Origin of the sequence: Amycolatopsis heterodermiae, from assembly GCF_034929455.1 — a bacterium.
GTDB classification, from domain to species: Bacteria; Actinomycetota; Actinomycetes; order Mycobacteriales; family Pseudonocardiaceae; genus Amycolatopsis; species Amycolatopsis heterodermiae.
In genome coordinates, this window is the sequence record NZ_JAYFSI010000021.1 from 84,166 (window position 1) to 105,807 (window position 21,642).

Genomic DNA, 21,642 nt, shown 5'->3' on the forward strand with positions numbered 1-21,642 from the left:
GCTGGGTGTGCATTGTGGACAATTCTGCGGACGCCGTCCTGTTCCCCGGCATGGGCCCGGCCCGTGCCGGGGAGCTGGGCCGGTTCCTCGTCGTCGACCCCCGGGCGCGGCGCCTGCTCGGCATCGCCGAGCGGGCGCTCGGCCGGTCCCTGCTGGACCCGCTCGCCCGCGAGGGTGAGGAGTACACCGAGCACACCCAGATCGCCTTCGCGCTCGCGTCCTTGGCGCTCGCCGAGCGGGCCGAGGCCGAGCACGGCCTGACCCCGGTCGCCGTCGGCGGCGCGAGCTTCGGGGAACGCGCCGCCGTCGTCCGCGGCGGCGCCCTGCCCCTGGACGAGCTGGTGCGGCTCGTCGACGGCGTCGCCCGGCTCGAACGTTCATATTTCGAGACCACGCACCGGGATCTGGTGAGCCAGTTCGTCTACCGCACGCCGGAAGCGGCGCTCGAGGAGATCCTCGACGGGATCGAGCACGAGCGGTCCGGGCGGTTCGACGACGAGGTTCACCTGGTGACGCTGCGGGAGTCCACTTTGGACGAGTTCGTCCGGCGGGTCCGGGCGGCGGGCGGGTACGCGCTCACGACCATGCGGCCCGCGGCGCACGCCCGGGCGCTCGGCGGGCTGCGCGACCGGCTCGCGGAGGAAGTCTTTGGCAGCTTCGGTTTTTCCGACCCAGTGCTGCCGATCGTGTCCGATCAGGACGGAGAGCCGGTCCGGACCGGCGACGAAGCGAAGTCGCTCCTGCTGGAGTCGACGGTCAACGCGGTGCGGCTGCCCGAGCTGGTCCACCGGTTCGCCCGGCTCGGCGTCGGCCGGGTCCTCGTCGCCGGTCCGGACCACCTGCTGCACCGGCTGCCGGGGCTGAAGGCGGCGGTCACCCTGGTGTGCGCCGACGTCAAGGACGTGCTGAAACCGCAGCCCCGGCCGAGGCTGGCGGTGGCGGCGTGAAGGCCCGCGACATCGCCACGATCATGGTGTCCTGCCTGGCGCAGCTGATGGTCGCGATCGACATGACCGTGCTGCACCTGGCCGTGCCGGCGCTGACCACCCAGCTCGGCGCGTCGGCCGAGGAACTGCTGTGGATCGCCGACGTCTACGGGTTCGCCATGGGCGGGCTCCTGGTGACCATGGGCAACCTCGGCGACCGGTTCGGCCGGCGGCGGGTGCTCGTCGTCGGCGTGACGGCGTTCGCCGTCGGGTCGCTGCTGGCCGCCTACGCCCCGACCGCCGAGCTGCTCATCGGCGCCCGCGCGCTGCTCGGCGTCGCCGGCGCGGCCGTGCTGCCGTCCACGACTTCCTTGCTGCGCGCGGTGTTCACGACGCAACGGTCGCGGACCGCGGCCGTCGGGGCGGGGGCCGGGGTGTCGGCGGCCGGGTTCGCGATCGGCCCGATCGTCGGCGGTGTGCTGCTGGACCACTTCTGGTGGGGTTCGGTGTTCCTGGTCAACATCCCGGTGGCCGTGCTGATCCTGGTGGCGGCCCGGCTGGTGCCGGAGTCCCGTTCCGGTGGCCGGCTGCGGCTCGACGCGCTCAGCGTGCTGCTGTCTATCGTCGGGCTGGTCGCGGTGGTGTACGCGCTGAAGGGCGCGTTCTACGCCGGGATCTGGTACCCGGAGGTGCTCGGCGCGTTCGCCGTCGGCGGCGTCTCGCTGTTCTTGTTCGCCCGCCGCCAGCGCCGGCTGACGCAGCCGCTGATCGACCTGGACCTGTTCCGGCGCCGCGGGTTCTCGGCGTCGGTCGGCTCGAACCTGGTGTCGGTGTTCACGATGTCGGCGTTCGCGCTGATCAGCAGCCAGTACTTCCAGCTCGTGCTGGGCTGGAGCCCGCTGCGCTCGGGGCTGGCGTTCGTGCCGGGCGCGGTCGCCGCGCTCGTCGCGGGCGGGATCCTGGCGGCCAAGGCGGTCCGCCGGTTCGGCCGCGCGCCGACCGTCTCGGGCGGGCTCGCCTTGGCGGCGGTGGGGTTCGGGCTGTTCGGCGGGGTGGACACGGATTCGCCGTACGTGCTGGTGCTGGCCGCGCAGGTGGCGTTCGGCGCGGGCGCCGGGCTCACCCTGACGGTCACCGGCGACACGATCCTGGGCACGGTCCCCCGCGACCGCGCGGGCGCGGCGGCCGCGATCTCCGCGACGGCGTACGAACTGGGCGGTTCCCTGGGCATCGCGGTGGTGGGCAGCGTGCTGTCGGCGGTCTACCACGCCGAGCTGGTCCTGCCGTCCGGCGTGCCCCCGGCCCTGGCGGCCCAGGTCCACGAGTCGTTCAGCGCCACGGCGGCGGTGGCGGCGGGCCTCCCGGAGCCGGTCGCGAGCGCCGTCCGGCTGGCGGCGGAGGAGTCGTTCGTCGGCGGCATCCGCACGAGCATGCTGGGCAGCGCGGCGGTGATGACGATCCTGGCGGTGGTCGCGTTGCGCAGCCTGCGCGGAGTCCCGAAGGTGATCGAGACGGACGTCCCGGCCCCCGACCCCGACCCCGCCGCGGAGGCCCGCACCTGAAGTCCGTGAAGGCCACCTTGAGGGACTCTGAGTCCCTCAAGGTGGCCTTCACGGCGTTGGACCGGACCAGCGGCCGGACCATTGCTCGGCGCCGTAGGCCTCGAAACGCTTCACCTCGGTGAAGCCCAGCTTCGCGGCCAGGCGCATCGACGGGGTGTTGGCCGTCTGGGTGACCAGGGTCAGCGGCTCGCCGGGGCGGGCGGCCGCGAACCAGGTGAGGACCGCCGCGCACGCTTCGGTGGCGTAGCCGTGGCCCCACGCCGTCGACAGGAACAGGTAGCCGAGTTCGCGGCGGTCGAGCGTGATCATGCCGATGAACGACCCCTCCCGCTCCACCACGAACAGGCCGAACCGGCGGCCGGGCACCTCGGCGAGCGTGCGCTCCAGCTCGTCACGCGGCTGGGGGCCGCCGATGTAGGTGCCCACCTCCGGTGAGGCGAACAGCTCGACGAACCCCGCGCGGTCGCGGGCCTCGGATGCGCGCAGCACCAGCCGCTCGGTCCGGATCGGGGCGGGTGGCCAGCCGGGTTCGGTCATGACCGGCCAACCTACGACAGGTACTCCCCCGTCAGGATCGCGGCCGCCAGTTCGACGCGGGAGCCGTACCCGATCCGGGAGAACATGCGCGTCAAGCGGCCTTCCACGCTCTTCTCACTGGCGTCCAGCACGACCGCCAGCTGCCGGTTCGTCAACCCCTCGGCGACCAGGATCGCCAGCAGCCGCTCGTTCTCCGACGTCGTCTCCGCGCGTCCCGGGCCCGGGAAGCCGTTGTCCCGCAACAGCTTCCGCAGCCGGGCCCGCCAGAACCACGCGCCCACCTCGCCGTACAGCTCGTACGCCTCGGTGAACGACCGCTCCGGCTCGTGCCCGGCGAGGCCGGCCCACAGGAACGCCATCGCCGTCTCGTACGGGACGTCGCGGCGCTCGCGGGCGATCGCCACCGCGCGGCGGGCGGCGGCCGGGTCGCGGTAGACCGCCGCGCGGGCCAGGTGGTGGCACAGGTGCGCGCGGGCCGTGTCGAGCCGCATCGCCGTGCGCGCCGAGCGGTTGACCCAGTGCTCGGCCTCGCGCCGGTTCTTCCGCAGCAACGCCGAGCGCGCCAGGTCGGCCCACAGGTCTTCGGTGCCCAGGAGGTAGCCGCCGCGGTCGGCGCTGCGCGCGGCCGAGAACAGCAGCTCGTCGGCGCCCTCGTCGTCGCCGAGCTTGCGCAGCACGGTGAACTCCGCGTGGTCGACGACGTGGGACATCGGCAGGTCACGCCCCTCGGCGGCCAGCGACCGGGCCCGCGCCAGCCAGCCCTGCGCGCCGAGGATCCGGATCGCGCCGTGCATCATCATGTTGTGCATCGGCCGGGCCGGGTCGGTGCCCTCCAGCAGCGTCCGGCGGGCCAGCTCCATCGCCTCCGGCCAGTCGCCGCCGAGGTAGCTCAGCGCGAACCGGTCCGGGCCGCTCAGCTGCTCGACGGTGACGCCGGCGTCGAGCATCCGCCGGTGCGTGTGCTGCAGCTCCCCCAGCTGCAGCAGCATGTCCACCTCGAACCGGCGCTGCTCGAACCAGTGGTTGGGCAGGTGCCCCGACCGCCACAGCTCCGGGTGCGCCACCAGCGTGAACAGCTGGGACGAGTCGCCGAGCACGACCCCGCAGCCGGCCAGGAACATCGTGCCGAAGTCCGCGGTCACGGTGTTGCCGCCGCTCCAGACGTCGCGGCCGTTCTCCAGGAGGTCGCGCGCCTCGGGCCAGTGCCCGCTCATCATCAGCGCGAACGCGCGGTTGATCACCGCCAGCCCGGGGTCGTCCGGCAGCACCGGGGACACGCCGGCGGCGATCTCGGCCAGCTCGCCGAGCTCCCCGCGGGCGGTGAGCCCGGTGATGAACACGATCGACAGCTCCTGCGCCTGGGCGGGCGAGAGGTGCGCGACGTGGTCGCGCAGCACCTGCCGGGCGCACTCCCCCGCCTCGGCCTGCCGCAGGTGCAGCGCCCGGGCGCCGCTGAGCAGCAGCAGCGCGCCGGCGCGCTCCTCCGGCGTCGTCACGCGGGACACCGCCGCGCTGAGCCACCGTTCCGCCTTGGCGCCGTCGGTGAGCAGGACGCGGCGGCCGTGCTCCAGCAGCTCCTTCGCCGCGCGCCGGGCGTCGACCAGCGCCCCGGCCTGCGCGACGCGGTCGAGCACGAAGTCGTCGTCGGGCGCGGTGACTTCGCCGTCCCAGACGGCGTTGACCGCCCGCGCGGCCAGGCTGCGCCAGGCGTAGGGCCCGAGCCGGGACAGCAGGGCGTCGCGGACGGCCGGGACGCGGAACCGGACGCCGCCGTCGCGCCGCCGCACCAGGGCGCGCCGCGCGACGAGCCGGTCGAGGGCCGAGGCGACCACGGCCTCGTCCCGGCCGAGGGCGGACGCGGCCAGCGCGGGCGCGTCGGCGCCGAGCGGGGCGAGCACCGCCATCGCCTCGGCCACCTCGCGGACGCCGTCGCCGGCCTCGGTCACCGCGCGCAGCAGCGGGTGGTCCGCGGTGGCGACCGGCGGCTCGACCCAGCCCGCGCGGTAGGCCGTGCGGTCCACGATCCGCATCGCCCCGGCCGCGCGGTAACCGCGCACGAGCGCGGTCAGCGCGGCCGGGTTGCCCCGGGCCGCCGCGTGCAGCTCGCCGGCCAGGTCGGCGTTCGGCCGGGCCGAGACCAGCCCGGCCAGCAGGGATCGCGACTGGGCCAGGGAAAGCGGCCGCAGCAGCCGCAGGCGGGCGCGGCCTTCGGCCTGTAGCCGGGCGAACGTCGCGCGCAGGGCCGCGCCGCCGGGCACGTCGTCACCGGCGCCGAGCCGCAGGGTGGCCACGACGCTCGTCCGCGAGTCCCCCGAGCAGTGGTGCACCAGGGAACCCAGCAGGAAAGCGGTTTCTTCGTCGATCCACTGCGCGTCGTCGACCAGGAGCACCAGCGGGCTCCGGGCGCGCAGCAGCGGGAAGACGGCCTTCGCGACCCTGGCCGCGGTCTCCGGGCTCCGCGGCGGGGCCGTGGCGAGCCGCCCGATCAGGGCCCGCAGCGGCTGCCCCGCCGGGTCGTCCGCCCGGCCCGGCTCGAGCTGGTTGAGCAGCCGGAACACCGCGCCGTAGGGCAGTTCGCGGTCGAGTTCGGCCAGCCGCAGGACGAGCACGGTCGCGGATCCGGCCAGCTCCCCGGCCAGCCGGTCGAGCACCGTGCTGCGGCCGCTGCCCGGCTCGCCCGCGACCACCGTCAGCGGCGCGGTGCCGAGCCACGCGTCGTCGCGCAGGACTCCGACCTCCTCGGCGCGGGCGTCCGCCCGCAGCCCGCTCCCAGCGCCCATGGGACCAGTGGACCAGCTCTGGCACACCCGCTGTTTCTCCCGATCGCTCGACCGGGTGTGCCGGGGCAACAACGATGCCTGAAGGTGACCGGCCGCCGGGGGCCCGCTGGACGAAGCGGACACCCGTTGCCACGCTCGGGGTGAGGGGATGAACCCACCGCCCGTCCGCGCGCGCCGCTGACGCCCGTGCCGGTGCGAGGAGGGAAATGGCAGCGACGGCCGTCTCGAACGCCGGACCGGACGACGCCCACGCGGCCCTCGACCGGCTCCTGTCCGGCCCCGGCGCGGTCTGGGTCGTACAGGGCCCGGCCGGCAGCGGCCGCAGCACGGCGCTGGCCGCGATGGCCCAGCGCGGCCGCCGCTCCGGCGCCGCCGTGCTGCCCGTGCCCGCCGGCACCGAACCGGGCGCCGTCCTGCTCCGGCTGGCGACCCAGCTGGCCGAGCTGATCACCGCGCTGGACCGGACGGAACTGGTCAGCATGCTCAGCGCCGTCGCGTGGCTGCGCACGCGGCTGGACTCCGGCACCGGCGGCGGCCCGCTGACGGTGGCCCACGACCTGGTCACCGTCCTCGCCACGCTCGCCCCGCGCAGCCGGATCGTGCTGCAGTTCGACGACTTCGACCTGGTCCCGCCGGACGTCGCCGCGGTGCTCACCCTGGTCGCCGAAGGCGCCCGCGCGGCCGGGACGGTCACCGTCGCGACCGCGCTCGGCCCGGACGCGGCCGGCAGGCCCGTCCGCAAGCTGCTCGCCATCGCCGACGGCACCGTCGAGCTGCGGCCGCTGACCGACGCCGAGACGACCGGGCTGCTGCCGTCCTGGACGACACCCGCCGGGCGGACGGCGAGCGACCCCGGGCTGGTCACGGCGTTGCGCACCGCGCTCGGCCCGCTGTTCGGCAACCCCGGCACGGTCCGCGCCACCGTCGCCGACCTGCGGGCCCGCGGCCGGCTGGCGGTCGTCGACGAGCACGTCTGCCTGGCCGGCACCGGGCTGCCGATCGTGCTGCCCGCCAGTCACCCGCTGGCCCTGCGGCTGGGGCGGCTCGGGCCGGCCGCCCGGCGGCTGGCCGCCGTCGTCGCGGTGCTGGGCGAGCGGGAGACCCCCTCGATCGACGCGCTGCCCGGGCTCGCGGCGTCGGCCGGGCTGGCGCTGCCGGCCGCCGGGCCCGGCCTGGACGAGCTGGTGCGGGCCGGGATCCTGCACGTCGGCGGCGACGGCGCGGTGGAGTTCACGGTGCCGGCCCTGGCCGACCGCCTGCGGCTGGAGCACGGGGCACGCTGGCGCGACGTGCTGCACCGCGGGATCACCCGGCGGCCTTCCGCCGGTACCGCGGAGATCGCCCGGCACCTGGCCGAGCTGCCGCCGTCACCGGATCCCGAGGCGGCCGCGGTGCTGCTCGCCGAGGCCGCGCGAAAGGACACCGACCTGCCGACGGCCTGCCGCTACCGGGTGACGGCGCTGCGGCTGCTCGATCCGGCGGACGAGCGGTTCCCCGGCGTGCTGCGGGCCCTGCTCACCGGCAGCCTCGCGGCCGGCGGGTACGGCTTGCTCGCCGACGACCTCGCCACCGTCGTCCTGCCGCGGCTCGGCGAAGCCCGGCCGGCCGAGCGCCTGTCGGCGACCACACTCGTGTGCTGGCTGGCCGCCCTCGCGCACGAACAGCGGCTGGTCGAACTCGACGTCGTGCGCCCGCTGGCCGCCCTGGTCACCGGGGCGGGACCGCTGCTCGACGCCGTCCGCGGGGGCGACCGGACGGCGGCCGCTTCGGCCGTCGCGGAGTTCGCACGCGCCTGCGGGGCCGAGGACGACGACCTGCTCTCCCTCGGCGCCGGGATCCTGCTGGGCGCGCTGCCCGGCGACGGCTCCCGGCTGGACTCGGCGTGGCCGGTGCTGGCCGGGGTGCCCCCGCGCGAGGACGTCTCCGAAGCGGCCGACGTCCACGACTCGGTGAGCGTGCTCCAGGTCGTGCTGCCCGGGCGCTACCGGCCGCCGTCGACCGGGTTCACGGCCGGCTGGCACGCCGTCCGGCAGGCCTACCGCGACGGCGAGTGGGACACCGCGCTGTCGCTGGCGCGGCAGCTCGAAGGCGAGCGCCCCTGGTGGGAACCACCGCGGCGGCACCGGTTCGCGAGTATGCTCGCCGCCGAGATCTGCGCCCAGCGCGACGAGCCGGACCGGGCCGCGGACTGGTTGCGGCGCCTGCCTTTCCAGACGTCGGCGGGGGCCTACGTCGCGTGGGTCCGTTGCCGGCTACGCCTTTCCGCGGGCCAGCACGCCGAGGCCGTGGAACGGGGTTGGCAGGACTACGTGGCCTGCCGCGAACGCGGGGTGCGCGCGGGCCTGGAACGCTTGCTGGCGCGGCTGTTGCGGGCCGCGCGGGAGCAGGCCGACGCGCCGGCCGCGGACCGGGTGCTGGCCGAGCTGGAGGGCCTCGCCGTCCGCCGCCCGACGGCTTCGGTGCGGGAAGCCTCCCTGGTGTACGGCGGTCTCGTGCGCGGCGACCTGGAGTCCGTGCGGGCGGGCGTCGAGCTGGCCCGCCGGTCCGGCGACGCGTTCCGGGTCGCCGAGGCCTGCGCGGCGTTCGGGGAGCTGAGCCCGGTGCCCGGGCCGTGGCTGCTGGAAGCGCACCGGACGCTGAAGCGGCTGGAGGCCGCCGCGACGCTGGCCTCGGTCGAGGACCTGCTGGACCGCCGCCGGATCACGGTCCCGCCGGACCGGGCGGACCGCGCCGGGCTCGACCCGCTGGAGCGTCACATCGCCGGCCTGGTCGCGAGCGGCCGCACGAACCGCCAGATCGCGGCGGCGCTGAGGGTGAGCGAGAAGCGCGTCGAGGCGCGGCTGACGTCGTTGTTCGAGCGCACGGGCTGCCAGTCCCGGGTGGAGCTGGCCGCCGCCTGGCTGCAGGGCCGCCTGGGCACCGCCGCCGCGGTCTGACGGCCCGCGGCTCAGCCCGCGCGGTGGCCGCGCATCGCCGCGGCCAGTTGCGCCCGGCCCGAGATGCCCAGCTTGCGGTACGAGCTGGTCAGGTGCTTCTCCACCGCCCGCACCGTGACCTCCAGCAGCTCCGCGATGTCCCGGTTGCGGCGCCCCGACACCGCCAGCTCCACCACCCGCTGCTCGGTCGCCGTCAGCGGGCCGCCGTCGGACGAGTCGGACGGTTCCGCGGCGGAGCCGGACAGCCAGTGCGCGCCGCACGCCGCCGCCAGGCGGCGGCCTTCCTCGAGGTGCTCCGGCGCGTCCGGGCCGGTGTCGCGTTCGCCGAGCAGGATCAGCGTGCGGGCCAGTTCGAGCCGGTCGCCCGAGCGGGCCAGCGCTTCCGCGGCCTCGCGCAGCAGCGGCACCGCGTCCTCGTCGCGGTCGAGCAGGGTCGCGCGCACGCGCAAAGCACGTCCCACGGCGGCCGGCGCGCCCCAGGCCAGGGCCCGCGACGCTTCGTCCAGCGCGACCGCCTCGGCCCGCACGGGATCGTCGGTCGCCGCCAGCAGCAACGCTATCCGGCCGCGCAGGGGCAGCAGGACGCCGTTGACGCGCCCGGAGCGTTCCAGCTGGTGCGCGCAGTCCAGGAAGTACTCCGTGGCGGCCGTGTGGTTGGCCTCGGTCAGCGCCAGCGCGCCGTGGGCCAGCGACCGCAGCCACGGCTCGTGCTCCGGCTCCAGGTGGTCGACGACCAGCCGCGCCAGCGCCGGATCCCGTTGCTCCACGGCGATTTCGGCCAGCACGCGCATCGCCGTCGACGTGATGCCGATCCGGCTGGGCCCGGCCGAGGCCAGCACCGCCTGCGCCCGCTCGCGGGCCGTGCCCAGCTGGCCCGACGCGGCGGCGACCACGGCCTGTCCCGTCCACGCGACCAGCGTCGGCAGGTCCGGGTCGGCGGCCGGCCCGCAGGCCGCGGCGAGCCACGACTCGACACCTTCGAGCGCGTCGGCGGCCACCAGCACCAGCACCGTGAGCGGCAGGGTGGTGTACATCTGGTTCGGCGAACCGGGTTCCCGTTCCAGCACCTGCCGCGCGATGTCCACAATGGACTCCCGCGGCGCGGCGTCGGCGACGGTCGCCAGGTACAGCAGGACCGCCACCAGCTCCCGCTGGGCCGGCGACCCGTGCGCCGGCGCGTCGCCCAGCTCGGCCAGCCGCTTCGCCGCTTCGGCCCCCGTTCCGGGCACGCCCCGCTCCGCGTACCGCAGCCGGGCCTCCAGCCGCAACGCCGCTTCGGCCGCGTCCGGCCCCGGGTCGCTGCGCAGCTGCGCGAGCACCTGCCGGACCTGGCGGACGTCGGGGGCGAACCGGGCCCCGGTCACCACCGGCAGCAGGCCGAGCGCGAACGCCCGGTCGGCCGGGTCCCGCAGCAGGCCCAGCGCCTGGTGCAGGTGCCGGTGCGCGGCGGCCAGGTCGTACCCGCGTTCGACGGCGGCGAGGTCGACCAGCAGCTCCGCGCGGTCGGCGCCCGGGTGGGCCAGGGCGTGGCGCAGGTACTGCGCGGCGGTGCGCGGCTCGGCCTTCGTCAGCGCGGCACCCGCCGCGGTCCGCAGCACCTCCGCGGCCCAGGGCTCGGGTTCGGCGACGGTCGCCAGCAGCTGCCGCCCGATCTGCTCGACGGGACGCCCGTACCGGTAGAAGACGTTGGCCGCGCGCAGGTGCAGCCGGTCCTGCTCCCCCGCGGTCAGCTGGTCGGCGACGAGGTCGCCGACCATCGCGCCGGCGAACCGCAGCAACCCGCCCGCCGGGTCCTCGACGAGCCCGAGGCGCCGCAGCGCCCGCGCCACCGCGTCGAAGTCCGGCAGGTCGAGGCCGGCCACCTCGGCGACGACGTCGGCCTCGGTCGCCTCGCCGAGCGCGGCCATCGCGTTCGCCACCGCACCGACGGCGGGCGGCTGCGCACGCAGGCACCGGGTCAGCCGGGCCGCGGCGGGTGAGGGCCGCAGGGCGGCGAGATCGGCGGCGGCCGCGGCGATCGGGTGCAGCCCGTGCCCGAGCATGGTGTTGACCAGCGCGTCCAGCAGCATCGGCGAACCGCCGGTGCGGGTGTGGCAGGCGTCGGTGAACGCGTCCTCGGGCGGGACGCCGCAGCGCGCGGCCAGGTAGGCCCGCACGCCGCCGGCCGAGAGCGGGGTGGCGTGCACCGTGCGCGCCGCGGTGTGGGCGATGTCCTTGACCACGACGTCGTCCGCGGCGTCGTCGCCCTCCAGCAGCGTCGCCACGACGAGGACCCGCAGCCCGCCCATCCGGTTGGCCAGGTAGGCGAGCCACCGCAGCGACGCCGCGTCCGCCCACTGCAGGTCGTCGACGAGCAGCGCCACCGGGCCGGTGTCGTGGACGACCTCGGTGAACAGCTCCAGCAGCTCGTGCAGCACGAGGTGCGCGCGCCGCGGGTCGGGCGGCGCGGGCGGGTATTCGAGGTCGGGCCGCACTTCGGCGGGCAGCTCGCGGCGCCGCCCGGCCTCCAGCAGCGGTTCCAGCAGCAGCCAGACGACGCCGTGCGCGACCTGGCGCTCCAGCGGCGTCGCCACAGCCCTCACGACACGCAAGCCGCGCGCCGCGGCCTCTTCACCCGCCGCGTGCAGCAGGGCGGAGCGGCCGGTGCCGAGCCCGCCGCGGACGACGACGAACTCCCCCGCGCCGCCGCGCACCCGGGCGACGGCGGCGGCGAGCGCGGCCAGCTGGTCCGCGCGCTCGATCATCATGACGACGGATCAGAGCTCCTTGTCCAGCGCGGCGAACAGCTCGCGCAGCTCGGTCCGCCCGGTCACCTCGAGCTGCCGGTAGATCGCGGTCAGCCGCAGCTCGACCGCGCGCTTGCTGATCCCGAGCTCGGCCGCCAGCTCGGCGTTGGACGCGTCGGCCAGCACGCGGCGCACGAGGTCGGCCGCCTTCGGGGAGAGCGCGCGCCAGCGCCGGGACGCCGTGCGGTGCGACGTCAGCGGCCGGGGCCGCTCGGAAAGGCGTTTGCCGAGGTCGGCGAGGCGGGCGGTCGCCCAGCCGAGCTGGTAGGCCGTGGCCAGCCGCTCGGCCTCGCGCAGCAGGCGCGCGACGCCGCCGGTCTGGCCGCGGTTGAGCTGCGCGGCGGCGAGCAGCAGCTGCGCCTCGACGTAGAGCACGCGGGCCGGGGACTGCTGGAGCGCGTTGACCGCCTGGGTCAGCCGGAACACGGCGTCCTCGGACCGGACCGCGACCCCGGCGCCCAGGTGGGTCCGCCCGATCGCGGTGCGCGTGCCCCACGCCTGCGCCAGCTGCCACTCCTCGCTGATCATCGCGGCGGCGGTGTGCTCGTCGCCGAGGGCCTGGGCCGCGATCGCGACGTGCGAGCGCCACGGCACCAGGCCGGGGTTCGTCCAGCCGACGGCGTTCATCCGCCGGCCGCACTCCTGGAACAGGCCCAGCGCCCGCTGGTGGCGTTTCAGGTCGAGCTCCAGCAGCCCGCGCATGAACAGCAGGTACGGCGAGGAGAACCGCAGGCTGCCGTCGCCGGCCGTCGCGTCGACGGCGCACTGGGCGGCCGCGAGGTCCCCGCGGGTGAGCGCGGCGGCGATCGCGACGGTGCCGAGCGACCCGGCCACGGTCGGCGGCCAGCCGCCCGGCGGACCGGCCGCGGTGGCCTCGGCCAGCGCCTCTTCGGCGTCCTGGACCCGGCCGCGCTGCAGGTGGATCCAGGCGCGGCCGGTCAGCGCCAGCGCGACGGGCACCCTGGCCCCGGCCGCGCTGGCGTCGGCCAGCACCCCGTCGTAGACGGAAAGGGCCTCCAGGACGTCGTCGGTCTGGGCGAGGGTGGCGGCCAGCGCGAGCCGCGGCGAGTACAGGGAAATCCGCTCGTGCGGCGACTCGCAGGCCCGGCGGGCCAGGCGCCGGGCCGCCTTGGCGTCCCGGCAGGCCGTCGTCGTCAGCCACGACGCGGCGGCCGCCTGCGCCGGGCTCATCGCGGCCGGATCGACGTCCGCCGCGGCCGGGATGCCGAGGGTGGCGGCGCCGCTGCCGGCGCCTTCGGCCAGCCAGTGCAGCGCCGCGAGGTCCGCGCGGTCGCGGTCGCCGAGCGCCGCGCCGCTCAGGCCGGCCAGCTCGCGCAGCGCGTCGTCCTTGGCGCCCCGCTGCATCATCAGGTCCACTGCGGACAGTCGCGTTCGGACAGAGTCGCCGTCGGCCGACACCCGGGTCGCGCGGGCCAGCCGCAGGTCCCCGGTGAAGTGGCACGACGACGCCTCGACCGTCTCGAGCTCGAGACGCAGCCGCGCCGACGTCCCGGCGGCCACCGGTTCGGCCAGCGCCCGGCGGTAGTAGCGGGCCGCGCCGGCGTGGTCACCGACCTCGCGGCGGCGCAACGCGGCCGCCCGCAACGTCTCCAGCGCCCAGGCCTCGCCGACCGGCTCCGAGCCGAGCAGCAGCCCGGCGACGTCCTCCTCGGGCGCGGCCCGGCGGTGCCCGAGCTCGGCGGCGCGGCGGCGCGTCGCGGCCCGCTCGGCCGGGCCGGTCGCGGCCAGCACCCAGGTGACCACCTGGGGGTTCATCGGCTCGGCCGGGTCGGTGCCGACCAGGCCGGAGTCGGCCAGCACGCGCAGCGCGCGGCTCAGCGGCATGCCGAGCGGGCCGGCGAGCGGCCGCAGGTAGGCCTCGTCGAGGGTGCCGACCGCGGCGATCGTCCGCACCAGCGCGGCGAGGTCGGCGGGCAGCCGGGCGAGCAGGTCGAGCACGACGTCACGCCGGACGTCCGCGGTGATCGCGTCGATCTCCGGCCCGGGGCCGGCGGCCGCGCGGGCGAGCACCTCGGTCAGCAGCGCGGGGTTGCCGCGCGTGGCCTGGTACACCTCGGTGACGGGCGGGCGCGGCGCCGGCCCGGCGTGCACCACCCGCCGGACGGCGGCCTCGCTCAGCGGCCGCAGCCGCACGACGTGCCGGTTCTCCCAGGGCAGGCCCCCCACCGGCTCCTCGCCGTCGGACCCGGCCGCCCCGGAGTGGGCGGCGAGCAGCAGCACGGGATCGTGCCCGCGACGCCGCTGCAGCGCGGCCAGCCAAGCGGCGGACTCCTCGTCGGCGAGAGTGAGATCGTCGACGACGAGCAGGACGGGCCGCCGCCGCGCCGATTCCAGAAGCCGCTGGCAGAGCAGTTCGTGCAGCACGGGCAGATCGGGCCCGCCTTCGAGCGCGGCGCGCAGCCACGGGAGGTCCGCCAGCTCCGGCACGGGGGTGAGCAGCTGGGAGAGCAGGCCGTAGGGCAGGTCGGCTTCGGTGGCCGACCCGCGAGCGGCGAACACCTGCAGCCCTCGTTCGGCGGCCCGCGCGGCGATTTCGCCGAGCAACGCGGTCCGCCCGCTCCCAGCGGGGCCGAGGACCAGGGCGGACCCGGCGCGGCCGAGTTCGAGGTCCCCGAGGAGATCGGTGAGGAGCCGCAGCTCGGTTTCCCGTTCGACGAGCAGATCACCACCGTCGGCTTCGAACCGCCGCACGGCGCTCACCGGACGGCTCCGAGCCACGAACCCTCGGTCCGCAAGGCAAGCGGGCGTACCGACCGTCCTCCGAGAACGGGCACGTTGCCAGAAAAACGTTCTGCGGCAAGGAAAGCGTCACCGGGTGCCGTGGTCATCGGACACCGCCGAGCACACCCGGGCGGCCGTCATCCGTCTGGTCGAGCGCCGCCGCCAGCTCGGCGCGGCCCGTGATGCGCAGCTTGCGGTACACGCTCGTCAGGTGGGTCTCCACCGTCCGGACCGTCACGAACAGCCGCTCCGCGATGACCCGGTTGCTTACCCCGCGGCCGGCGAGCCCCGCCGTGAGGCGCTCGGCCGGGCTCAGCGTCGCCACCGGCTTCACCTGGCTTGGGATGCCTGCCTCGGCCGCCGTCTGCTGGGCGCGGTGGAGCAGCCGGCGGTCGCCGCTGCGGAGGCTCAGCTCCGCTGCGCGTCGCAGGCGGGCGCGGGCCGCCGCCGTATCCCCCGCCTCGACCAGCGCGCGGCCGAGCTGGAACTCCGCCAGCGCTTCCTCCAGGCGGGCCGGCGAGCCGGCCAGGATGGCGGCCGCTTCCTCGAGCAGGCCTATCCGGTCGTCGCCGGGGGTGGCGACCGCCGTGGCGAGGCGGGCCATGCCGACCGCGCGCGGGGTGCCCCAGCGCAGCGCCGGGCCGGTGCCGTCGGCGGCCAGGTCGGCCGCGGCGTCATACTGCCCGTCGTCGGCCAGCAGGCACGCGGCCTCGAACCACCACGGCGCCAGCAGCGGGTTACCGATGCCGACCTCGTCCAGGCTTTCCCCACATCGGCGGAACAACGCCAGCGCCGCGTCGAGGTCCCCGGACGCCCAGTGGACCCGCGCGTCGACGAGCTGGAACCACGGCCGCATCACCGTGTGCTCCCACAGCTGCGGCGAGTCCGCTTCCCGCAGCAGCTCCGCCGCCTTCGCGGTGTCGCCCTGCTGCGCGACGACCGTAGCGAGGGCGATCCGCGGCACGACGCCGCCGGTGCGGCCGTCGGCGCGGCGGCCGAGCGCGTAGGCCTGCCCGGCGTCCGCGGCCGCCGCGGTGAGGTCGCCGCACCAGTGCCCGAGCAGGCCGCGGAAGGCCAGGTACTCGCTGCGCTGGGCCGGGACCAGCTCGATCACGCGGCTCAGCTCGTCGCGCGCCACGTCGACCTCGTCGGCCAGCAGCAACGCCAGGACGGTCGCGCTGACCGCCGAGTCGTCGGCGATCGGGTCGTACCCGCGGATCGCGCGGATCGCCCACTCGGCCGACTGCCGCGAACGGGCGCCGTCGAGCGCGGCGACGACGGCGCAGACCGCCAGGTGCCCGGCGTCGACGACGTCGTCCCCGGGACGCAGCCGGGCGCCGAGTTTCGGCAGGCTCTCGCGGTCCTCGATGCCGACCAGGCACAGCAACGCCTCGAGGGACACCCGCAGCTGGGGATCCGACTCCGCGCCGAGCTCGGAGAGAGCGCTTTCCAGCACGGTCACCGCGGCGGCGCACCGCCGGGCGACCAGCGCCAGCCGGCCCAGCTTCACCGCGGTGCGGGCCCGCTCGGCCGGGTCCCGCTGCAGGTCGAGGGCCCGCAGCAGCAGGTCGAACCCGCCGGCCGGCTCGAGCAGCGCGACGGTCTCGGCGAGCTGGACGGCCAGCCCGGCGTCGGACGGACGGGCGGCGGCCGCGGGCCGCAGGTAGCGCACCGCGTCCCAGGGCGCGCCCCGGTCGCAGGCGCTGCGCGCGGCGTCGCGCAGCAGGTCGCCCATCCACGGTTCCAGCGCGTCGAGTTCGAGCAGCTGCTCGGCCACCTCTTCCGGGGACCCGGCGGCGTCGCTCAGCAGGGTCGCGGCGGCGCGGCGCAGCCGGCTCAGCTCGGCGGGATCGACGGCGCCGAGCAGGCCGTCGCGCACCGGGTCGTGCCGGAAGGCGAGGCCCTCGGGCGCCAGGATGTGCTGGCTGCGCAGCACTTCCACGGCGGTCTCGGCGGTGCGCACCGGCACTTCGGCCAGCCGCGCGACCATCCACAGGTCCTGGCCGCCGAGCACCGCGACGGCCGTCGCGACGGTCCGGGCGTAGCCGGGGACGCCGGCGAACAACGAGCGGATCAGCGCCGACCCGGCCGCGGACCCGGCCACCGGCGCCACACCGGCCGCGACCTTGCGCAGCTCGTCGAGCATCTCCCGCAGCAGCAACGGGTTCCCGCCGGACTGCTCGACGCAGTGCCGCACGAACCGCTCCCCCGGCTCCGAGCCGACGGCCTCGCGCGCCAGCGCGGCGACCGCCGAGGTGGGCAGCGGGCCGAGGTCGAGGACTTCGGTGCCGTACCAGGATTCGAGGTCGGAGAGCCGCTCGGCCGCGCCGGCCGGGCCGTCGGCGGCCGACCGGACCAGGATCATCCGCAGCGGCAGCCGGGTGGCGCGGCGGGCGAGCAGGCTGAGCCACCGCAGGGTCGGCTCGTCGCACCACTGGACGTCGTCGACGGCGAACACGATCCCGGGTTTCCCGGCCGCCCAGGCGGCGAAGTCCTCGTACCACGCGGCGAACGCGTCCGGTTCGGGTTCCGGGTCCGCGACCGGGGCGCCGGCTTCGCGCAGCGCGGCGAGCAGGCCCCGGGACGCCGCGGCGGCGTCACCGGCCACGCCCGCGCTCCGGCAGACGACGGTGTCCGAGCGGGCGGCCAGTGCGGCGTCGAGCAGGCTGGTCTTGCCGATGCCGGCCCGGCCGCGCAGGACGACGACGGAGCTTTCCCGGGGTGCGCCGGCGCTCAGGCGTGCGGCGAGCCAGCTCAGCTCGGCGTCGCGTCCGGCCGGCGTCCGCCCGGCTGTCCCGGCGTCCCGGTCTGCCATCCCGTTTCCCCGTCCTCCCATCGGACCCGTTCCCGTCACACAGAGCGAACAGTCCTTCACGTGCTTCCATCTCATCGCGTGATCGTCTTACCGAATAGAGCGACCACACCCGGCAGGGGTTATCCCTCACTACCGGGATCCCCGTGCTCATCTGAGCAGTACGGTGGGTGCCGAAGGAGATGCGAAGTCGGGCATGAATGGGGCTTTCACCAGCGGTTTTGCCCCAAAGGCCACGAAGCAGGGACAGGTTGTCCGCTCAAATGTGCACTTGGGGCGACACAACGTCGTTGCGTAACCACCCGGGAGGACCACGGTGACGGCCCGGCGGGCCGGAACCGGTTACGAGGACCGCACCGTGACCATGCGGGAGCTTCACCGCACGGCCACTTCCGCGTCATGATCGGCGGCGGCGTCAGCTCGCGCGGCGGCACTCCGGCACCCGCGGCGGCCACGCCGTGGAGTCGAGCAGCCCGGAGGCGAAGGCCCGCGAAATCAGCTCGACGCGGTTGCGTGACTTGAACTTCCGCTGCAGGCGGGCGACGTGGTAGTCGATCCCCTGGCGGCTCAGGTAGAACTTGTCGGCCATCTCCAGGCTGGACATGCCGCTCGCGATGCCCTGCAGGATCTTGGCTTCGATGCCGGTGACCGAGCCGGCGAGCTCCGCGCGGGCCCCGGCGAGGCCCGCCGGGGCCGTCTCCGGCAGCACGGTCAGCAGGATCGCCGCACCGGGCGCCCGCATCCGGCCGGCCACGATGGTCACGCGGTCGGCGCCGGCCGGCACCAGGCCGCTGACGCTGCCGCGAAAGCGCTGCTCACGCCCTTCGGCGACGCGGTTCAGCCGCTCGCGCAGGTAGTCCGGGCCGGTGGCGACGAGCTCGGGGAACGACTCGCCGAGCACCTCGGCCGGGCGGCGGCCGAGCCAGCGGAAGAAAGCGGCGTTGCCCCCGCCGAGCCGCAGCCCGGCGCCGAGCGCGGCCAGCGGCATGTCCGCGCTTTCCACGAAGTCGCCGATGATTCCGGTTCGTGCGTCACGGGCCGCGTCCAGCGTGCGCGGGCCGATCGGGGAAATGGTTCGGATGCCGGCCATGGAAAGCCCCCTTCTTCCTGAGCTTTGCGTGTCCACCAATGCTCGTCCCCTGATGAGGACACGGCAGACACTACGAAGGGGTTATCAGCACGGTCAACGAATTCCGGGTGAGTGGAAGAGAAGTTCGTGGCCACCGAACCCGCCTTGCGGGACGGGCCGCACCGAAGGTTCGGTATCGACGGTCCCGCAGGAAAATCCCCTGGTCAGCGACCCGATCCCGGCACCGGCGGGACCGTACCCCGCCCCCACGGGGCGAATTCCGCACCGCGCACCGGCGAACAATTCGCGAACGGCCCGGAGGGGAGTTCGGGCAACCGCGTTGCCCGTTTACCCGGGCCGCACGGCGCGTTTCCCTTGTCAAGATAGCACCAAAACTCCCGGTTCTTGACCTGAACTTAAGGTTGATTCGGTTTGCTGTTCCGTGCTAAAGCGCTCAGGTGACACGGTTCGCGCGAAAGAACCTTTGGTGAACCTTAAGCCCGGCACGTCCGGCACGGTGCCAACGGGCGGTCGGCTCCCGCGAACAGCCTCGCCCACGCCCGGACTGAAGGTCATCTCCCATCGTGGGCAGCTCCGAACGCAAGAAGCTCCGCGGCGCTCGATGCGCCGCGGAGCAACCAGCTTCACCGGCAGGGCCCGCGAGGAGCCCCTCCCGATCACCTTCAGACCGTTCTCCCGGCTAGCCACCGGCTTCTTCACCCGACCGCGAGCTGTCACCGGAGAACTGCTACCTCTTCGGGCTGTTCTCCCGGCCCGCGACCGGCTCCACACCGGCCGCGAACCTCGACGAAGAACCACTTCAGGCCGTTCTTCCGGCCCGCGGACCGGCTTCACACCGGCTGCGAACCTCAGCGAAGAACCACACCGCTTCAAGCCGTTCTCCCGGCTCGCCACCGACATCACACCGGCCGCGAAACTCAGCGAAGAACCACTACCCCTTCAGGCTGTTCTCCCAGCTCACCACCGACATCACACCCGCCGCGAACCCGACGAAGAACCACTACCCCTTCGGGCCGTTCTCCGGGCTCGCCGCCAGCTTCACACCGGCCACGAACCTCGACGAAGAACCACTACCCCTTCAAGCCGTTCTCCCGGCCCGCCACCGACATCACACCAGCCGCGAAACTCAGCGAAGAACCACTACCGCTTCGGGGTGTTCTCCGGGCTCGCCGCCGGCTTCTTCGTGCCGTTGTCCGGGGCGGCCGTCGGCTTCGCCGGGGGCTTGGCTGCGCCGACCGCCGGCTTCGGCGGGGTCACCGGGGGCTTCGGTGCGGTGCTCGGCGGGGTCGCGACCGGTGTCACCGGCGGCTTCGGCGCCTCCTGGGGAGTGGCCGCGTGGCCGTTCACCCGGGCCACCGCTTCTTCCTTCGGCGTCGCACCCTCGAACTTGTCCTGCTCGACCAGCGGGTTGGTGCGCTTGGCCCGCAGGATGACCGCCACCCCGGCACCGACGACCGCCACGGCCACCAGCCACGGCCAGCGCGGCTTGCGGTCGCGCTCGCCCTTGGCCGCGCTCTTCGCTTCGGCCAGCGCCGCCGTCAGGTCCTTCTTCGCCGTCGCCACCGTCTTGCGGCGCTTGCGGCTCGAATCGCCCGTCGAGCTCACCACGGCCGCGACCGCTTCCGCGGCCTTGCGGCCCGGGTCGCGCATCTTCGCCGCGCGGGCCAGGACCTCGTCGCGCGCGGCGACGGAGTTCACCCGCAGCTCGCGGCGGGACGCCCGCGTGCCCTTGTCCCAGTCCTTCGTGGCCTTGCGGCCCACCGCCGCGAGCTCGTCGGCTCCTTCGGCCACCTTCCGGTCGGTGATCTCCACCGCCCGTGCGGCCGCGTCCGCACCCACTCGCGCGGCCTCGACGGCGAGCTCCCGCACGCCGGCCGCCGCCGTCTTCACTCGTTGCCCGACCGCAGCGTCGCCCATGAGCTTCACCTCTCCACTCGTCTCGGCGGGCGTCGCCCGCTTCCTCCCTGGCTACCCAGCCGGAGGCGGTCTCGAACATGCCGCCGGAGACACGAATGTGAAGAATGAAATACGTGTGTGTAAAACCATTCCCTATCATCGAATACATCGACAGGCAATACCGACGTTCGTAGGGCATTCCCGCACACCGGTAACCGGACAGGGAACGGACAATCGGAAGTTCGTTCTTGACCAACCGGCACGCGGTCCCCGTACTGTGGTCCCCGGGTGGCCGCTACCGCGGGATCCCTTTCACACGAACGAAGGAGTCACTCGATGAAGCTGGTTCGTCTCGTCAAGAAAGCGCTCCCCTCGAAGAGCCTGAAGGCCTACGCCTGGTACGGCTGGATCTGATCCACACACCGGATCCGGGCCGGTTCCGGGATCTCCGGAACCGGCCCTCCGTTTCTTCGAAGGAGCGCGAAAAAAGTGGTTATCTCCGCCGGCAACCGGACAAAACACACCGTCTTCGCGCCCCGGATCGACCAGCTGCTGCGGGAGCACCGGGGTGGTGAGCTCTTCCGGCTCGAACCGGACACCATCGGCGTCGCCGACCCCGAGCTGATGAACGCCCTGCTGAAGGCCCGGCCGGCGAACGCCGAGGAACGGCCCACCTTCAAGCCGGTCCTCGGGCGCCGCGTCACCCGGACGGAGTCCGCCGGCCTGATGCAGGCCGTCGGCGCCGACGTCCGGGCCGCGCTCAAGAAGCCCGTGGGCCGCCCCGACCTCACCGGCAAGTGGCCGGCGGTACCCCACGCGCACCTGCGTGACCTGGTGTTCGGCCCCGAAACCCGCCGGTTCCGGACCCTCGTCGACCGGCGGCTGGAGCTGACCCCGAAGCTCACCTGGTCGGCCGTCACCACCGGGTCCGCGGTGCTGCCGCCGTCCCCCGAGGGCCGGGAGCTGTCCACCCTCGCGCGCCACGTCCTCGCGGCGGACGACTTCGCCGAGCGCCGCTTCCGGATGTACCTCTACCGCCGCGTCGCGGCGCCCATCTGCTTCACCGTCGCCGCCCTGGTCACCAACGCGGTCTGGCTCGGCGCGCCGTTCGCCGACGACGTCCCGAACGAGCACGTCATCAACGAGGCCCTCCGGCTGCTGCCGCCGTCGTGGAACATCCTGCGCGTCCGCTCACCCGAGTACACCGAGGTCGACGCGCGCATCACCCCCGGCGACGACCTCCTGCTGCTGCCGATCGTCAGCCACCGCTCCCCCGCGCTCTGGGACGACCCCGACGAGTTCCACCCGGAGCGCTGGGCGGACCTGGACGCCGACACCCAGCCGGGATACCTGCCGTTCGGCCACGTGAGTGAACGCTGCTGGGGCCGTCACATGGTGTTGCCGCTGGCCAGCCGCCTGCTGGACGTCGTCCGCGCCGAGGGCCTGGCCCCCGACCCGCGGCAGCGCAAGGCCCACGTCGAGCTGGACGGACTGCTGGAGGTGGCCGACCTGAAGGTCGTCCGCCGCTGAACACTTGACACCCGCCGCGGCCCGCGCGCATCCTGATTCGTATCA

At 75.0% G+C, this 21,642-nt stretch carries 12 protein-coding genes; 5 read left to right on the forward strand and 7 right to left on the reverse strand.

The features are described 5' to 3' along the window. The first annotated feature begins 14 nt into the window (after positions 1 to 14). Both VA596_RS47655 and VA596_RS47660 read left to right on the forward strand, forming a co-directional pair. Positions 15 to 947, forward strand: coding sequence for an ACP S-malonyltransferase (locus tag VA596_RS47655; protein ID WP_323337150.1), 933 nt, complete (start codon positions 15 to 17; stop codon positions 945 to 947). A 23-nt stretch (positions 948 to 970) separates the two neighbouring features. Further along, positions 971 to 2,488, forward strand: a complete 1,518-nt coding sequence (locus VA596_RS47660) for an MFS transporter (RefSeq protein WP_323337212.1) — start codon at positions 971 to 973, stop codon at positions 2,486 to 2,488. 48 nt (positions 2,489 to 2,536) lie between these two features. Here the strand turns inward: VA596_RS47660 and VA596_RS47665 are convergent, their stop codons facing one another. Together VA596_RS47665 and VA596_RS47670 are read right to left on the reverse strand one after the other, a co-directional pair. Further along, positions 2,537 to 3,025: a GNAT family N-acetyltransferase gene (locus VA596_RS47665; protein WP_323337152.1), complete on the reverse strand. Its 489-nt coding sequence runs from the start codon at positions 3,023 to 3,025 to the stop codon at positions 2,537 to 2,539. An 11-nt stretch (positions 3,026 to 3,036) separates the two neighbouring features. Further along, positions 3,037 to 5,805 carry an AAA family ATPase gene (locus VA596_RS47670; RefSeq protein WP_323337154.1) on the reverse strand — a complete coding sequence of 923 codons (2,769 nt, stop codon included), beginning with the start codon at positions 5,803 to 5,805 and terminating at the stop codon, positions 3,037 to 3,039. A gap of 206 nt (positions 5,806 to 6,011) precedes the next feature. On the opposite strand from VA596_RS47670, the gene VA596_RS47675 reads away from it, so the two are divergent. Next, complete coding sequence (locus tag VA596_RS47675) at positions 6,012 to 8,741, forward strand: helix-turn-helix transcriptional regulator (RefSeq protein ID WP_323337156.1); 2,730 nt, start codon at positions 6,012 to 6,014, stop codon at positions 8,739 to 8,741. Positions 8,742 to 8,752: 11 nt separating this feature from the next. Here the strand turns inward: VA596_RS47675 and VA596_RS47680 are convergent, their stop codons facing one another. The 5 genes from VA596_RS47680 to VA596_RS47700 form a co-directional block, all read right to left on the reverse strand. Next, positions 8,753 to 11,488: an AAA family ATPase gene (locus VA596_RS47680; RefSeq protein WP_323337158.1), complete on the reverse strand. Its 2,736-nt coding sequence runs from the start codon at positions 11,486 to 11,488 to the stop codon at positions 8,753 to 8,755. 9 nt (positions 11,489 to 11,497) lie between these two features. Beyond that, positions 11,498 to 14,248: an AAA family ATPase gene (locus VA596_RS47685; protein ID WP_323337160.1), complete on the reverse strand. Its 2,751-nt coding sequence runs from the start codon at positions 14,246 to 14,248 to the stop codon at positions 11,498 to 11,500. A gap of 124 nt (positions 14,249 to 14,372) precedes the next feature. Continuing rightward, positions 14,373 to 17,084, reverse strand: coding sequence for a helix-turn-helix transcriptional regulator (locus VA596_RS47690; RefSeq protein ID WP_323337162.1), 2,712 nt, complete (start codon positions 17,082 to 17,084; stop codon positions 14,373 to 14,375). Between the two features lie 412 nt (positions 17,085 to 17,496). Beyond that, positions 17,497 to 18,171: a helix-turn-helix transcriptional regulator gene (locus VA596_RS47695; RefSeq protein ID WP_323337164.1), complete on the reverse strand. Its 675-nt coding sequence runs from the start codon at positions 18,169 to 18,171 to the stop codon at positions 17,497 to 17,499. A gap of 1,140 nt (positions 18,172 to 19,311) precedes the next feature. After that, on the reverse strand, positions 19,312 to 20,088 hold the full coding sequence (locus tag VA596_RS47700) for a hypothetical protein (RefSeq protein ID WP_323337166.1): 777 nt from the start codon (positions 20,086 to 20,088) through the stop codon (positions 19,312 to 19,314). 315 nt (positions 20,089 to 20,403) lie between these two features. Between VA596_RS47700 and VA596_RS50790 the strand changes: the two genes are divergently transcribed. Beyond that, complete coding sequence (locus VA596_RS50790; RefSeq protein ID WP_410171999.1) at positions 20,404 to 20,481, forward strand: tryptorubin family RiPP precursor; 78 nt, start codon at positions 20,404 to 20,406, stop codon at positions 20,479 to 20,481. Between the two features lie 75 nt (positions 20,482 to 20,556). After that, positions 20,557 to 21,597: a cytochrome P450 gene (locus tag VA596_RS47705; protein ID WP_323337168.1), complete on the forward strand. Its 1,041-nt coding sequence runs from the start codon at positions 20,557 to 20,559 to the stop codon at positions 21,595 to 21,597. The last annotated feature ends 45 nt before the right edge of the window (positions 21,598 to 21,642 follow it).

Excerpts from the sequence above, each read along its gene's own strand:
- VA596_RS47660 (WP_323337212.1), top strand. The coding sequence starts at position 971 with ATGGTGTCCTGCCTGGCGCAGCTGATGGTCGCGATCGACATGACCGTG.
- VA596_RS47665 (WP_323337152.1), bottom strand. The coding sequence starts at position 3,025 with ATGACCGAACCCGGCTGGCCACCCGCCCCGATCCGGACCGAGCGGCTG.
- VA596_RS47670 (WP_323337154.1), bottom strand. The coding sequence starts at position 5,805 with ATGGGCGCTGGGAGCGGGCTGCGGGCGGACGCCCGCGCCGAGGAGGTC.
- VA596_RS47675 (WP_323337156.1), top strand. The coding sequence starts at position 6,012 with ATGGCAGCGACGGCCGTCTCGAACGCCGGACCGGACGACGCCCACGCG.
- VA596_RS47680 (WP_323337158.1), bottom strand. The coding sequence starts at position 11,488 with ATGATGATCGAGCGCGCGGACCAGCTGGCCGCGCTCGCCGCCGCCGTC.
- VA596_RS47690 (WP_323337162.1), bottom strand. The coding sequence starts at position 17,084 with ATGGCAGACCGGGACGCCGGGACAGCCGGGCGGACGCCGGCCGGACGC.
- VA596_RS47695 (WP_323337164.1), bottom strand. The coding sequence starts at position 18,171 with ATGGCCGGCATCCGAACCATTTCCCCGATCGGCCCGCGCACGCTGGAC.
- VA596_RS47700 (WP_323337166.1), bottom strand. The coding sequence starts at position 20,088 with ATGGGCGACGCTGCGGTCGGGCAACGAGTGAAGACGGCGGCGGCCGGC.
- VA596_RS50790 (WP_410171999.1), top strand. The coding sequence starts at position 20,404 with ATGAAGCTGGTTCGTCTCGTCAAGAAAGCGCTCCCCTCGAAGAGCCTG.